Annotated in this window: 12 protein-coding genes; 6 read left to right on the top strand and 6 right to left on the bottom strand. The window is 72.5% G+C overall.

The annotated features are described in order from the left end of the window. Nucleotides 1-95 precede the first annotated feature (95 nt). Complete coding sequence (gene serC, locus JOF36_RS33980) at nucleotides 96-1,229, bottom strand: phosphoserine transaminase (RefSeq protein WP_210034863.1); 1,134 nt, start codon at nucleotides 1,227-1,229, stop codon at nucleotides 96-98. A 26-nt stretch (nucleotides 1,230-1,255) separates the two neighbouring features. Further along, nucleotides 1,256-2,275 carry a GlxA family transcriptional regulator gene (locus tag JOF36_RS33975; RefSeq protein WP_210034862.1) on the bottom strand — a complete coding sequence of 340 codons (1,020 nt, stop codon included), beginning with the start codon at nucleotides 2,273-2,275 and terminating at the stop codon, nucleotides 1,256-1,258. Nucleotides 2,276-2,345: 70 nt separating this feature from the next. Here JOF36_RS33975 and JOF36_RS33970 point away from each other — a divergent pair, with 70 nt between their 5' ends. Further along, a complete protein-coding gene (locus JOF36_RS33970; RefSeq protein ID WP_210034861.1) occupies nucleotides 2,346-3,635 on the top strand; it encodes an MFS transporter in 1,290 nt (429 codons plus the stop codon). Here JOF36_RS33970 and JOF36_RS33965 read toward each other — a convergent pair. Further along, entirely contained in the window at nucleotides 3,625-4,761 is a 1,137-nt protein-coding gene (locus JOF36_RS33965; RefSeq protein WP_210034857.1) for a citrate synthase 2, read from the bottom strand. The genes JOF36_RS33970 and JOF36_RS33965 overlap by 11 nt on opposite strands. Nucleotides 4,762-4,950: 189 nt before the next feature. Between JOF36_RS33965 and pdxH the strand changes: the two genes are divergently transcribed. The 4 genes from pdxH (at nucleotide 4,951) to JOF36_RS33945 (ending at nucleotide 9,992) form a co-directional block, all read left to right on the top strand. Continuing rightward, complete coding sequence (gene pdxH / locus JOF36_RS33960; protein WP_210034856.1) at nucleotides 4,951-5,604, top strand: pyridoxamine 5'-phosphate oxidase; 654 nt, start codon at nucleotides 4,951-4,953, stop codon at nucleotides 5,602-5,604. 48 nt (nucleotides 5,605-5,652) lie between these two features. After that, on the top strand, nucleotides 5,653-7,065 hold the full coding sequence (locus JOF36_RS33955) for an MFS transporter (RefSeq protein WP_307862726.1): 1,413 nt from the start codon (nucleotides 5,653-5,655) through the stop codon (nucleotides 7,063-7,065). A gap of 89 nt (nucleotides 7,066-7,154) precedes the next feature. Then, nucleotides 7,155-8,465 carry a citrate synthase gene (locus JOF36_RS33950; protein ID WP_210034855.1) on the top strand — a complete coding sequence of 437 codons (1,311 nt, stop codon included), beginning with the start codon at nucleotides 7,155-7,157 and terminating at the stop codon, nucleotides 8,463-8,465. A gap of 108 nt (nucleotides 8,466-8,573) precedes the next feature. Continuing rightward, nucleotides 8,574-9,992 (top strand): cryptochrome/photolyase family protein, encoded by a 1,419-nt coding sequence (locus JOF36_RS33945; RefSeq protein ID WP_210034854.1) that lies wholly within the window; start codon nucleotides 8,574-8,576, stop codon nucleotides 9,990-9,992. On the opposite strand, the gene JOF36_RS33940 is transcribed toward JOF36_RS33945, so the two are convergent. Next, nucleotides 9,970-11,157, bottom strand: a complete 1,188-nt coding sequence (locus JOF36_RS33940; protein WP_210034852.1) for an ABC transporter permease — start codon at nucleotides 11,155-11,157, stop codon at nucleotides 9,970-9,972. The two genes, JOF36_RS33945 and JOF36_RS33940, sit on opposite strands and share 23 nt — an antisense overlap. Further along, on the bottom strand, nucleotides 11,154-12,056 hold the full coding sequence (locus JOF36_RS33935) for an ABC transporter ATP-binding protein (RefSeq protein WP_210034850.1): 903 nt from the start codon (nucleotides 12,054-12,056) through the stop codon (nucleotides 11,154-11,156). The genes JOF36_RS33940 and JOF36_RS33935 overlap by 4 nt, the downstream gene beginning before the upstream one ends. 181 nt (nucleotides 12,057-12,237) lie before the next feature. Here JOF36_RS33935 and JOF36_RS33930 point away from each other — a divergent pair, with 181 nt between their 5' ends. Continuing rightward, a complete protein-coding gene (locus tag JOF36_RS33930; RefSeq protein WP_210034849.1) occupies nucleotides 12,238-13,611 on the top strand; it encodes an MFS transporter in 1,374 nt (457 codons plus the stop codon). Between the two features lie 72 nt (nucleotides 13,612-13,683). On the opposite strand, the gene JOF36_RS33925 is transcribed toward JOF36_RS33930, so the two are convergent. Next, the gene (locus tag JOF36_RS33925; protein WP_210034847.1) at nucleotides 13,684-14,841 is read right to left on the bottom strand and encodes a gamma-glutamylcyclotransferase family protein; all 1,158 of its coding nucleotides are present in this window, start codon (nucleotides 14,839-14,841) and stop codon (nucleotides 13,684-13,686) included. Nucleotides 14,842-14,850: the final 9 nt, after the last annotated feature.

Raw genomic sequence — 14,850 nt, 5'->3', positions numbered from 1 at the left:
GGAACGGAAAGCAACCCACGCCGGGGAACAGGTGCCGAACGCACGACGGCCGGGCCCGCGGGTAGGCGGGCCCGGCCGTCGGGGGCGACGAGGACTCAGGTCGCGAGCTGCTCCACGACCCAGTCGATGCTCGCGGTCAGCGCCGAGACGTCGGCCGGCTCGACCGCCGGGAACATCCCGACCCGCAGCTGGTTGCGGCCCAGCTTCCGGTACGGGTCGGTGTCGACGATCCCGTTCGCCCGCAGCACCTTCGCGACGGCGGCGGCGTCCACGGTGTCGTCGAAGTCGACCGTGCCGACGACCAGGCTGCGGTGCGCCGGGTCGGTCACGAACGGCCGCGCGAACGAGCTCTTCTCCGCCCACGAGTACAGCCGCTCCGACGAGTCGCGGGTGCGCGCGACACAGCCGTCCAGCCCGCCGAGCCCGTTCATCCAGTCGATCTGGTCGGCGAGCAGGAACAGGGTGGCCAGCGACGGGGTGTTGTACGTCTGGTCCTTCGCCGAGTTGTCGACGGCGGTGGCCAGGGACAGGAACGGCGGGATCCAGCGGTCGGAGGCGTTCAGCTCCGCGACCCGCTCCAGGGCCTTCGGGCTCATCAGGGCGATGAACAGGCCGCCGTCGGAGGCGAAGCCCTTCTGCGGGGCGAAGTAGTAGACGTCGGACTGCGACACGTCGACCGGCAGGCCGCCGGCCCCGGAGGTCGCGTCGATCAGGACGAGCTGGTCCCCGGTCGTGCCCGCCGGCCGGTCCACCGGCACCGCGACGCCGGTCGAGGTCTCGTTGTGCGCCCACGCGATCGCGTCCACGGACGGGTCGGTCACCGGGGCCGGCGCGCTGCCCGGCTCGGCGGAGACGACCACCGGGTCGGCCAGGAACGGCGCGCCCTTCGTGGTGTCGGCGAACTTCTGCGAGAACTCGCCGTAGGTCAGGTGCAGCGAACGCTCCCGGACCAGCCCGAACGCCGCAGCGTCCCAGAAGGCGGTGGATCCGCCGTTGCCCAGGACGACCTCGTAGCCCTCGGGCAGCGAGAACAGCTCGGAGAGGCCGGCCCGCACGCGTCCCACCAGGTTCTTCACCGGCTTCTGCCGGTGCGAGGTGCCCAGCAGCGAGTCGCCGGTCGCCGCGAGGGCGGAGAGCTGCTCGGTGCGCACCTTGGAGGGGCCGCATCCGAAGCGGCCGTCCGACGGCAGGAGATCAGCGGGAATCTTCAGGTCGGCAGAAGAGGTCACGGCGCCCAGTGTCGCAGCACGGCCGGTCACCGCGGACCCGACGGTGCCCCGGGCCACACCTCGGGACGTGGGGCGCGGTGCGAACGCCGGTACGCCAGCGGGGCCATCCCGATCTCGGCGTGCAACCGCTGCCGCAGCGCCGCGGTGGTGCCGAACCCGGACCGGGCGGCGACCTGCTCGACCGGCAGATCGGTGGCCTCCAGGAGCCGTCGCACGAGGTCGAGCCGCCGCGCGGTGAGCCAGCGGCCGGGGCTGGTCCCGGTCTCGGAGCGGAACCTGCGGGTGAACGTCCGGACGCTCATCGACGCCCGTCCGGCCAGCTCCTCCACGCCGAGCGGGCGATCGAGGTGTGCCACGGCCCAGGCCCGGACCGTGGCGGTGGCCGGTCCGGGCGGCTCCGGCAGCCGGTGTTCGACGAACTGGGCCTGCCCGCCCTCCCGCCACGGCGCGACGACGTTGCGCCGCGCGGTGGCGGCGGCGATCTCCGCGCCGTGGTCGCGGCGCACCAGGTGCAGGCACAGGTCGATCCCGGCGGCGACACCGGCCGAGGTCAGCACGTCACCCTCGTCGACGAACAGGACGTCGGGTTCGAGCACGACCTGCGGGAACCTCCGCCGGAAGCGGTTCGCGTGCGCCCAGTGGGTGGTCGCGCGGCGACCGTCGAGCACCCCGGCGGCGGCGAGCACGAACGCCCCGGTGCAGATCGCCACCACCCTCCCGCGCGACGCGGCCGCGCGGACCAGGTCGAGCACCCGCGGGTCCGGTTCACGCTCCGGCCGCCCCGCCGGACCCGGCCCACCCGCTGCGACCGCCGGGACCACGAGCGTCTGCGCGTCGTCGAGCGCCTCCCGGCCGTGTTCGGGCAGCAGCCGGTAGCCGGAGCTGGTACGGACCGGCCCGCCGTCGAGCGAGGCGAGCCGGACGTCGTAGAGCCGTCTGTCGTCGGGCGCTGTCGCCGTGCCGAGGATCCGCTCCGGGGTCGCGGCCTCGAAGGCGATCACCCCGTCGACGGCGAGTACTCCGACCCGGTGCGGCGCGGTGGGCATGGCCGAATTTTTGCACATATCGGCTTGTCGGCCACTGTCACCGATCGCCGGCCCGGTGCAGGCTCGGTGCATGACGCAAGCACCCCCGCGCGCGGCGGGACGGGGACGCCGGGTGCACCCGGCCTGGTGGGCAGCCGGGGCGACCTTCCTCGCGCTGCTCGGGGCGGCCGGGTTCCGGTCCACCCCGGGCGTCCTGGTCGAACCGTTGCACACCGAGTTCGGCTGGTCGATCGGGACGATCTCGTTCGCCCTCGCCGTGAACCTCACACTGTTCGGGGTCACGGCGCCGTTCGCCGCCGCGCTGATGGAACGCTTCGGCGTGCGGCGGGTGGTGAGCTGCGCGCTGCTGCTCGTCGCGGTCGGCGCCGGGGCGACCGTGTTCATGACGGCCGTCTGGCAGCTGGTGCTGTTGTGGGGTGTGGTCGTCGGGCTAGGTACCGGGTCGATGGCGATGGCACTGGTCGCGACGATCGTGAACCGCTGGTTCGTGGCCCGGCGCGGGCTGGTGTCCGGGATCCTGACCGCGGCGACCGCGACCGGGCAGCTGGTGTTCCTCCCACTGGTGGCCGCGGTCGTCGAGTCCGGCGGGTGGCGCCCGGCCGCGCTGGTCACGGCGGGGGCGGCGCTCGCCGTCGTGCCGGTGGTGCTGCTGTTCCTGCGCGACCATCCGGCCGACGCCGGGGTGCTCCCGTACGGCGGGAGCGAGGCCGACGTCGTGGTGCCTCGGCGGTCGGGGGCCGCCGCGCTCGCCGTCCGCGCGCTGCTCGATGCCGCCCGCACCCGCACGTTCTGGCTGCTCGCCGCCGGATTCTTCATCTGCGGCGCGACGACTGCGGGGCTGGTCCAGTCGCACTTCGTGCCGGCGGCGCACGACCACGGCATGCCCGCGACGACGGCCGCGTCCCTGCTGGCCGTGGTCGGGATCTTCGACCTGGTCGGCACGGTCTTCTCCGGCTGGCTCACCGACCGGATCGACCCGCGTTACCTGCTGGGCGCCTACTACACGCTGCGCGGGGTGTCACTGTTCGCGTTGCCGCCGCTGTTCGGCACCGACCTGAACGCCAGCATGCTCGCGTTCGTCGTGTTCTACGGCCTGGACTGGGTGGCCACCGTGCCGCCGACGATGGCGCTGGCCCGCGAGGCGTTCGGGACCCGGTCGGCCGTGGTGTTCGGCTGGATCTTCGCCTCGCACCAGATCGGGGCGGCGTTCGCGGCGCTGACCGCCGGGGTGATCCGCGACGCGCTGGGCAGCTATGACGCGGCGTGGTACGGCGGTGCGGTGCTGTGCCTGGTCGCCGCCGGGCTGTCGATGGCGATCCGGCGCACCCACGCACCCACGGGGAGCCCGCTCAGCTCGTGACCGTGGCCCAGCCCTCGACGTCCTCGGGGCGGCGCGGGCCCGGCCCGATGTACTGCGCGGACGGGCGCACGAGCTTGCCCTCCCGCTTCTGCTCCAGCACGTGCGCCGACCAGCCCGCGGTCCGGGCCGAGGTGAACATCGCGGGCATCATGTGCGGCGGCACCTCGGCGAAGTCGAGGACGACCGCGGCCCAGAACTCGACGTTCGTCTCGATCGGGCGGTCCGGACGGCGCTCCCGCAGGACCGTCAGCGCCGCCTGCTCCAGCTCGGCGGCGACCTCGAAACGCGGCGCGTTCAGCGCACGGCAGGTGTCGCGCAGCACGCGGGCCCGCGGGTCCTCGGCCCGGTACACCCGGTGGCCGAAGCCCATCAGCTTCTCCTTGCGGTCCAGGATGCCCTTCACCAGCGCCTCGGCGTCCCCGGTCCGCTCGACCTCGTCGATCATCGGCAGCACCCGGGCCGGGGCACCGCCGTGCAGCGGGCCGGACATGGCGCCGATCGCACCGGACAGCGACGCGGCGGCGTCCGCCCCGGTGGAGGCGATGACCCGGGCGGTGAAGGTGGAGGCGTTCATACCGTGCTCGGCGGCGGAGACCCAGTAGGCGTCGACGGCGGCGACGTGGCGCGGGTCCGGCTCACCGCGCCAGCGGGTCATGAACCGCTCGGTGATCGTCGCGGACTCGTCGATCCGGGACTGCGGCACGGCCGGGACGCCGATGCCGCGGGCGGACTGCGCCACGTAGGACAGCGCCATCACCGACGCGCGGGCGAGGTTGTCGCGGGCCTCGGCCTCGTCGATGTCGAGCAGCGGGCGATAGCCCCAGTAGGGCGCCAGCATGGCGAGCGCGGCCTGCACGTCGACCCGGACGTCCCCGGTGTGCACCGGGATCGGGAACGGCTCGGCAGGCGGCAGGCCCTGCCCGAACCGGCCGTCCACCAGCAGCGCCCAGACGTCGCCGAAGGTGACCGTGCCGGCGAGATCGGAGATGTCGACACCGCGGTAGCGCAGCGCGCCGCCGTCCTTGTCCGGCTCGGCGATCTCGGTGCGGAACGCGACGTGACCCTCCAGTCCGGACTTGAAGCCCGGCGGGGGCGGAGGGATCTCGTGGGCGAGGGATTCGGTCACCGCGTCTCCTTCGGCTCGGTATCGCAGGTCACCCTGCTCCCGGCGGCCGCACCGGGCAACGAGCCCGGCCGGTGTGATCGGTCACGGGCCCCGGGACCGGGCGGGCCACGCCGACCGTTCGGCGGGTGTACGTCCGACGGGGTGCCGCATACGGTCGGGCGGGGCAATACCCAGCTCGGAAGGGGAACCATGACCGACGCGCCGGCACTGGCGAGGATGCGGACCGACTACACGAGTCGGCCGTTCGATGTCGAGGACCTCGCCCCGAGCTGGCACGAGCAACTCGCCAGGTGGCTCGAGGAGGCCCGCGAGGCCGGTCTCGCCGAGCCGAACGCGATGGTGCTGGCCACCGCCGACCCCGACGGCGCGCCGTCGTCGCGCACGGTGCTCTGCAAGGGCCTGGACGCGGGCGGGCTGGTCTTCTACACCAACTACACGTCGTCCAAGAGCCACGACCTGAACCGCACGCGGGTCGCCGCGGCGACCTTCCCCTGGTACGACCTGCACCGCCAGGTCCAGCTGTCCGGCCGGGTGGAGCGCTGCTCCGACGCCCAGTCCGACGCCTACTGGTCGCTGCGGCCGCGCGGCGCCCAGCTCGGGGCGTGGGCGTCCGCCCAGTCGACGGTCGTGGCCGGGCGCAACGTCCTCGACCAGGCACTGGCCGGCATCGCGAGCCGGTTCGACGGCGTCGATGAGATCCCCCGGCCGCCGCACTGGGGCGGCTGGCGGGTCGTGCCGTGGCAGGTCGAGTTCTGGCAGGGCCGGGAGGACCGGATGCACGACCGGCTGCGGTTCGACGCCGGCCGCGACGACAACTGGTCGGTGCGCCGCCTGGCCCCGTAGGGGGAACCCCGAGGCGACAGGACCGTCCCGCCGTGTACACCTGGCCCCGTGAGCACGCGCAACGATCCTGGTGACGGGCCGACGCAGCCCGTGCCGGGCCCGGACCGGGAGTCGCCGACACGACCGGTCCCCGACGAGAGCACCGCCGGCGCCCCGACCGCGCGGACCCGGTCGGCGACATCCCGGGTGACCGGTCTGTTCCGGTCGGCGTTCGCCGACACGACCCCGCTGCGCACGCCCGCCTACCGGCGGTTGTGGACGGCCGGGATCGTCACCGTGATCGGGGCCCAGCTCTCGGTCGTCGCGGTCCCGATCCAGATCTACCAGCTCACCGGGTCCTCGGCGTACGTCGGCCTGACCGGGCTGTTCGGCCTGGTCCCGCTCGTGGTGTTCGGGTTGTGGGGCGGCGCGATCGCCGACGCCGTCGACCGCCGGGTGATGCTGCTGTTCACCGGGTCCGGCATCGCGCTGACCTCGCTGGCGCTGTGGGTGGTGTCGGCGACCGGCGCCGGCAACGTCTGGTTCATCCTGGTGTTGTTCGCGTTCCAGTCGGCGATGCTCGCGATGAACCAGCCGACCCGCAGCGCCATCATCCCACGGCTGATCCCCGCCGAGCAGTTGCCGGCGGCGAACGCGCTGAACATGACCGTCGTGCAGGTCGGGGCGGTGCTCGGGCCGCTGCTCGCGGGAGGACTGATCCCGCTCATCGGCCTGTCCACGCTCTACCTGCTGGACGCGATCGCGCTGCTCGCGACGCTGTGGGCGACGTGGCGGCTGCCGTCGTTGCCCAGCTCCGCCCGGACCGGCGACGGCGGCAAGCAGAAGGTCGGTCTGCGGGCCGTGGTCGACGGCTTCCGCTACATCGGCATGCACCGCATCCTGCTGGTCTCGTTCCTGGTCGACGTGATCGCGATGGGCTTCGGGATGCCGCGGGTGGTGTTCCCGGAGATGGCTGCCACGACGTTCGGCGGATCGGCGGCGGGAGGCATCGAGCAGGGTCTGCTGTTCGCGGCGATCCCGCTGGGCATGGTCGCCGGCGGGGTGCTGTCGGGCTGGCTGCAGAAGGTGCAACGCCAGGGCGTCGCCGTCGTCGCCGCCATCTGCGTGTGGGGCGGCGGCATCGCTGTATTCGGGCTCACCGGCTCGCTGTTCCTCGCGGTACTGGCGCTGGCCGTCGCCGGCGCAGGCGACCTGGTCAGCTCGGTGTACCGGTCGTCGATGCTGCAGACGGTGGCCACCGACGAGATGCGCGGCCGGATGCAGGGCGTGTTCATCGTCGTCGTCGCCGGTGGCCCGCGGCTCGCCGACATGTGGCACGGACCGTCGGCCGAGTTGATCGGACCGGGGCTCACCACCACACTCGGCGGACTGGCCGTGATCGCCGGCACGCTGATCGTCATCTGGCGGTTCCCGGAGTTCCTGCGGTACCGGGCGCCGGTCGCGGGGCATCCGCCGGGGTGACTCTCGTCGCCGCGTTCTGCGGATCGGATCCGGCGGGCTAGCGTGTGCCCGAGACCCGATTGATTCCAGCTGTGAGAGGGAACCTCCACATGTCCGACGAGACCGCCGCCAGAGCCGACTCCGCCGTACTCAAGCATTCCGGTGGCGAGTTCGAGATGGCGGTGCACACCCCGACCGAGGGGTCGCAGGCCGTCGACGTCAGCAAGCTGCTCGGCAAGACCGGCCTGGTCACCTACGACCCCGGCTTCACCAGCACCGCCGCCTGCTCGTCCGCGATCACCTACATCGACGGCGACGCCGGGATCCTCCGCTACCGCGGGTACCCGATCGACCAGCTGGCCACGAACTCGACGTTCCTCGAGGTCAGCTACCTGCTCATCTACGGTGAGCTGCCGACCCAGCAGCAGCTGGACGGGTTCACCAACCGGATCAGCCGGCACACCCTGCTGCACGAGGACCTGAAGCGCTTCTTCGACGGCTTCCCGCGTGACGCGCACCCGATGCCGGTGCTGTCGTCCGCGGTCAGCGCGCTGTCGACCTTCTACCAGGACGCCCTGGACCCGTTCGACGAGGAGGCCGTCGAGCTCTCCACCGTCCGGCTGATGGCGAAGGTCTTCACGATCGCCGCCTATGCCTACAAGAAGTCGGTCGGCCAGCCGTTCCTGTACCCGGACAACTCGCTGGGCCTGGTCGAGAACTTCCTGCGGATGACCTTCGGGTTCCCGGCCGAGCCCTACGAGATCGACCCGGACATGGCCAAGGCGCTCGACACCCTGCTGATCCTGCACGCCGACCACGAGCAGAACTGCTCGACGTCGACGGTGCGGCTCGTCGGTTCGAGCCAGGCGAACCTGTTCGCCTCGATCTCCGCCGGGGTGAACGCGCTGTTCGGCCCGCTGCACGGCGGCGCCAACCAGGCCGTGCTGGAGATGCTGACCCGGATCAAGGACGTCGAGGGCGGCAACGTCGACGCGTTCGTCGACCGGGTGAAGAACAAGGAGCAGGGCGCGAAGCTGATGGGCTTCGGGCACCGGGTCTACAAGAACTACGACCCGCGCGCGAAGATCGTCAAGGAACAGGCCGAGACGATCCTGAAGAAGCTCGGCGTCAACGACCCGCTGCTCGACATCGCCATGACGCTCGAGGAGAAGGCGCTGGCCGACGACTACTTCGTCGAGCGCAAGCTCTACCCGAACGTCGACTTCTACACCGGCGTCATCTACCGGGCGATGGGCTTCCCGGTGAAGATGTTCACCGTGCTGTTCGCGCTCGGCCGGCTCCCCGGCTGGATCGCGCACTGGCGCGAGATGATGAACGACCCGCAGAACAAGATCGGCCGTCCGCGTCAGCTGTACACCGGCTCCGCCGAGCGGCTGTACGTTCCGGTGGGCCGGCGCTGAGCGCCGCGTAGCCGCGCACGCCGACGGCCCCGCCGGAAGGCGGGGCCGTCCGTCGTCCGGACGTAGCCGGCGAGCGGATGGTGCAGTGCGTCGTTAGCGTCGGGCGACATGAGTCCGAGCACCGCCGTCGTCTGGTTCCGGCGCGACCTGCGGGTCGCGGACCAGCCCACCTTCCTCGCCGCGGCCGACGCCGCGGACCGGGCCCTGGCGCTGTTCGTGCTGGACCCGCACCTGCTCGGTCCCGCCGGCGCTGCCCGGAAGACCTTCCTCCACGGCTGCCTGCGTGAGCTCGACTCGGCGCTCGACGGAAGGTTGCTGGTCGTGCGGGGCGACCCGGTGGACGTCGTGCCACGGGTGGCGACGGCCGTCGGCGCACGGACCGTGCACGTGGCGGCCGACTTCGGTCCGTACGGATCGCGGCGCGACGAGAACGTGGCGACCGGACTCGCCGCGACCGGAGCGGAGCTGATCCGGACCGGCTCGCCGTACGCCGTCGCCCCCGGCCGGGTCGAGAAGGGCGAGGGCGGCCCGTTCCGGGTGTTCACCCCGTTCAGCCGGGCCTGGGCCGACCACGGGTGGCGGGCCCCGGCCGGGACGTCCGCGTCGACCTGCAGCTGGATCGACCCTTCCACGAAGGACGGCGGCCCCCGCGCGGTACCGATCCCCGACGACGAGGAAGTCGAGGCCGAGCTTCCCGAGGCGGGGGAGAAGGCGGCGCTGCGCCGCTGGAAGGACTTCCTCGACGAGGGCGTCATGGAGTACGGGTCGAACCGCGACATGCCCGCGAAGCTCGGCACCTCGGGGATGTCGCCATACCTCAAGTACGGCTGCATCCACCCGCGCACCGTCCTCGCCGACATCGCCCGGCGCCACTGTGACTCGACCAAGGACTCGACCAAGGACTCGACCAAGGCCTACCGCACCGAGATCGCCTGGCGGGAGTTCTACGCCGACGTCCTGTACCGGCGCCCGGACTCGGCCCGGGAGAACTACGACACGGCCTTCGACCACCTCCCGCTGCGCACCGGCGACGACGCCTACGCCGACCTGGACCGCTGGAAGCAGGGGCGCACCGGCTTCCCGATCGTCGACGCCGGCATGCGCCAGCTGCGCGCCGAGGCCTGGATGCACAACCGGCTGCGGATGGTCGTCGCGTCGTTCCTGGTCAAGGACCTGCACCTGCCGTGGTGGTGGGGTGCGCGGCACTTCATGGAGCTGCTGGTGGACGGCGACCTGGCCTCCAACCAGCACGGCTGGCAGTGGACGGCCGGCTCCGGCACCGACGCGTCGCCGTACTTCCGGATCTTCAACCCGATCACCCAGGGGGAGCGGTTCGACCCTGGCGGCGACTACGTGCGGCGCTGGGTGCCCGAGCTCGCCGGGGTGCCGGGCAAGGCCGTGCACCAGCCGTGGAAGCTGCGCGACGGGATCCCGCAGGGCTACCCGGAGCCGATGGTGGACCACAGGACCGAGCGGCAGGAGGCGCTGGACCGCTACGACGCCGTCAAGCGCGCCCGTCGCCCCTGAGCGCCTCGCGCCAGCTCACCCGGGCCCCGGTCCGCAGCACCGAGTTCCGGTAGACCCGCGCCGCGAACAGGACCATGCCCGCCAGCGCGGCGAGCGCCAGGGCCAGCGCGATCAGCACCTCCCACCAGGCCGCGACGCCGAGTGCGACCCGGGCCGGCATCAGCGTCTGGGAGAGGAACGGCACGAACGACAGCACCGTGGTCACGGTGTTGCGCGGATCGGTCGGCAGGATCGCGACGGCCAGCAGGAACGGTACGAGCAGCGGGACCGCGACCGGCGCGGTCACCGACTGCAGCTCCTCCTGCCGGGACACCAGCGCACCGGCCGCGGCGTAGAGCGTCGCGAAGAGGAAGAACCCGACCAGGTACCAGACGACCGCCGAGGCCAGCGTGCCCAGCAGCACCGCGGGCACGGCGAGCAGCCCGGTGGCCAGCGCGACCACCGTCCCCACCCCGCCGAGGATCAGCAGCTGCAGCAGCCCGACCAGCCCCAGACCCAGGATCTTGCCCGCCAGCAGCTGGGTCGCCGGGATCGTGGACAACAGCAGCTCGACGACCCGGCCGGACTTCTCCTCGACCACGCCCTGGGCGACGGCGGCGCCGTAGGCGGTGACCGAGAAGAACAGCAGGAACGTCACCGCCAGGGCGAGCGCGACCCGTTGCCCGCGTTCCGGGTCGGCCGGTTCGAGGGTGCGGATCCCCACCCCCGACAGGGCACTGACCTGCCCGGGGTCGGCACCGGCCGCGGTCAGGGCGTCGGTCACCGCCTGTTGCTCGACGACCTCGGTCACCAGCGAACGCAGCCCGGCGCCGACGTCGTCGCGCCCGATCAGCTGGAAGGTGCCGGGTCCGCCGGTGAGCAGCGCGTCCGCCTCGCCGGCGCGGACCATCGACTCCGCGGTGGCCCGGTTGCCGGCCTCGGTGAGCGTCAGCTCGGTGCCGCGGCGGTCGGCGGCGGACTGCAGCGCCGGGCGCAGCTCGCGGGCCTGCCCGTCCAGCACGAGCGAGGACTCCGAGGTCTGCGCCCCCACGAACGCGAACACCGCGCCGTACCCGCCGAAGACGACCAGCATCAGGAGCAGCCCGATGAGGAAGGTCCGTGAGCGGATCTGGGTGGTCACCTCGCGCCGGGCGACCAGTGCGATCGTGGTGGCCGCCCGCTTCACGGCGTCACCTCGGTGGGACGGTCGGCGACGGCGTCGCGGTACAGCTCGGTCAGCGGGGGCCGGTGCGGTCCGAAGGCGTACACCGGCCCGGCCGCCAGAGCGGCGGCCAGCAGCTTCTGGTCGTCGGTACCGGGGTCGAGCTCCACCCGGGTCCACCCGCCGTCGGTGGCCAGCACCCGGACCCCCGGCAGCCCGTCGGCCCAGCCGGTCGGCGGTCCGGTGACGTCGTAGCGCTCCGCGGACCCGGCCCGGAGCTCCTCGACCGTCCCGACGGCGACCATCCGGCCGGCCGAGATGATCCCCACCCGGTCGCACAGCCGCTCCACCAGCTCCAGCTGGTGCGAGGAGAAGATCACCGGGATCCCGGCGGCGGCCCGCTCGCGCAGGACCTCGCTCATGGTGTCGACCGCGGTCGGGTCCAGCCCGGAGAACGGCTCGTCGAGGACGAGGACGTCCGGGTCGTGGGCCAGGGCAGCACAGAGCTGGACCCGCTGCTGGTTGCCCAGGGAGAGCTTCTGCACCTCGTCGCCCCGGCGCCCGGCGAGCCCGACCCGCCCGGTCCAGTGGTCCACCGCCCGGTTCGCGGCCGATCGGGACATCCCGTGCAGCCGCGCCAGGTAGACCAGCTGTTCGGTGACCCGCATCTTCGGGTAGAGCCCGCGCTCCTCGGGCAGGTAGCCGATCCGGCGGCGCATCTCGGCGTCCACCGGGGAACCCCGCCACGAGACGGTCCCGGCGTCGGCGTCCAGGACGCCCAGGACGATCCGCATCGTCGTCGTCTTGCCTGCCCCGTTGCCGCCGACGAAGCCGAACACCTCACCCGGCCGGACCTGGAAGGTCACTCCGGCCAGGGCCGTCGCGGTGCCGAACCGCTTGGCGAGCCCCTCGATCGCCAGCACCCGGCCGACGCTACACGGAGCCCGTGCTGCGCACCGGGAACCGACCGTTGCGCGGGGTAGCAGTCGGCTGCGGTGCTCTGTACGCTCCGTTGATCGGAATGGCGTGGGGAAAATGTCGATCGTGTAACGAAAATGCGTTACCGCTTGCGCGGTCGCATTGCGCGAATGGGGGGTGTGCCGAATGACATCGGTCCCGGCCGGTTCCGGCCAGCAGGGAGCGGACGACGAGGTCGAACCGTCGGTCCTGCGGAGAGCGGTCGCCGCGTCGGCGATCGGTAATGCCACTGAATGGTTCGACTACGGCATCTACGCCTACCTGACGGTCGAGCTCACGAACGCGTTCTTCCCCGGCGAGCTGGGCTACCTGGGAACGCTTCTCGGTTTCGCGATCTCCTTCGTCCTGCGCCCGCTCGGCGGGTTCGTGTGGGGGCCGCTGGGCGACCGGATCGGGCGCCAGCGGGTGCTCTCGATGACGATCATCCTGATGGGTGTCGCCACGTTCCTGATCGGCGTGATCCCGTCCTACGAGACGATCGGCTGGGCGGCTCCCGCGCTGCTGTTCCTGCTCCGGATCATTCAGGGCTTCTCCACCGGCGGTGAGTACGGCGGCGCCGCGACCTTCATGGCCGAGTACGCCCCGGACAAGAAGCGCGGCTTCTGGGGCAGCTTCCTGGAGTTCGGCACCCTCGCCGGCTTCACCCTGGCGGTCCTGGTGGTCTTCCTCCTGGAGACCGCGATCGGCGAGCAGGCCATGCTCGACTACGGCTGGCGTATCCCGTTCATGATCGCGCTGCCGATGGCGATGATCGGCCTCTACATCCGGACCAAGCTGGAGGACACCCCAGTCTTCCGGGAGCTGGAGGCCTCCGGCGAGTCCGAGCAGGCGGCGACCGGGGCCCTGAGGGACCTGCTCGTCCGCTACTGGCAGCCGATCCTGGCGCTGTTCGGCCTGGTGATCGCGCTGAACGTCATCAACTACACGCTGCTGACGTACATGCCGACCTACCTGAACACCACGATCGGGATGGAGTCGTCGGCCGCCGACACCCTGGCCATCGTCGGGCAGGTGATCATGATGTTGCTCGTCCCGTTCGCGGGCGCGCTGTCCGACCGGATCGGCCGCAAGCCGTGCTGGTGGATATCGCTGGTCGGTATCTTCGTGCTGGCGATACCGATGTACATGCTGATGGCGCAGGGCCTGGGCTGGGCGATCCTCGGATTCACCGTGCTCGGCCTGATCTACCTGCTGCAGCTGGGCACGATCTCGGCGACGTTCCCGTCGATGTTCCCGACGCACGTCCGGTTCGCCGGTATGGCGATCTCCTACAACGTGGCCACGGCCGCGTTCGGCGGGACCGCGCCGCTGGTGAACGAGGCGGTCGTCGAGGCGACCGGGGACGTGCTGTTCCCCGCGTACTACATGATGGGGGCCTGTGTGATCGGCATGATCGCGCTGTACTTCGTCATCGAGACGAAGGGCGTGTCGATCAAGGGCAGGCAGATCCCGGGCCTCGCCGAGCACCAGGCGAAGCTGGCGGCCAAGGCACGCACCTGACCGTCGCCGCACGCCGGCCGGGCCCGTCTCCACGCTGTGGAGGCGGGCCCGGTCAGTGTCTGCGGGGGTGGATCAGCGGCGGGCGGCCCAGCCGCCGGGTAGCGGGGTGAGCCCGTCCCGCGGCGCCGTCCACAGCCACGCCCAGCAGATGGCGCCGTCCTGCTGGACGACCCGGATCCGCTCGTACTCGGGGCCCTCGTAGGCATCCAGCGCCGGCAGCGCCGCGACCGGATCGGCCAGCTCGACGACGTAGCCCGGTACGCCGTCACGTCCCGGCCCGTCATGTCCCGGGATACGACCGCCGGGGTCCAGGGTCAGCGCCGGGTAGCCGTCACCGGTGTCGGAGACGGTCCCGACCGGCAGGAACACCGGCTGCGGCAGGACACGCGGGTCGGCGTGCTCCCGGATCAGCGGCCAGGCCGGCTGCCCCGGCATCAGTGATCCGTAGACGAACACCCTCGACGGCCAGGCGTCCGGGTGCGGCGCACCGTCGGCGGCGTCGCGGGCCTCGACGTCGAGCCCGTCGGGGCCCGGGATCCCGGCGAGGGCACGCGCGGCGTCCTGGCCGAGCGAGGCACACGGCACCGGCGCCCCGTCGACCAGGAGCGGGCGGCGGTCGGTGCGCTCGTCACCGGGGGGCCCGGCGGGCGCGACGTAGGCGTAGGGCCGGTCGATCACCCCGTCGCCGTCGACCAGGGTCACGCGGCCGGTCGCGACCCGCGCCTGCCGGTAGCGGGGCGGGTCCGTGTGGCGGCCCTCGACGGCGTCGAGCGCGGCGAACTGGCCCGGTTCGGCGAGCCACACGGCGTGCTCCTCGACCGCGCCGGGGACGGCGGCCAGGGTGGCGGGGCGCTGGTCGTCCACCACCCGCAGACCCGCCGCCCACACCGCGGACAGTCCCTCGACCCGGACCCGCAGCACGACGACCGGGCCGGTCAGGCCGCGCTCGGCCCGCATCCAGGAGATCTTGGACGGGCACGCGTTCGACCCGTACGCCAGCACCGGCACCCGGCCCGCCAGCGGGGCCGCACCCCGCTCGGCCAGCCGGTCGTCGAGACAGCGGTCGCCGATCCGCCACCCGGACGGCGCCGACCGGTCGGCGTCGAGGGGCATGCTGAGCCCGCCGGATCCGGCGCCGTCGTGGACGAACGACGCCCCGGGCCGCGATCCCGGGTACGGGGCGGCCGGGAACAGCGGGTCCGGCCAGGGCGGCGACGTGTCCGGTGGCATGCGCAGGCA

This window comes from Pseudonocardia parietis, from assembly GCF_017876315.1.
GTDB classification, from domain to species: Bacteria; Actinomycetota; Actinomycetes; order Mycobacteriales; family Pseudonocardiaceae; genus Pseudonocardia; species Pseudonocardia parietis.
This window is presented reverse-complemented; position numbering and strand designations above follow the sequence as displayed.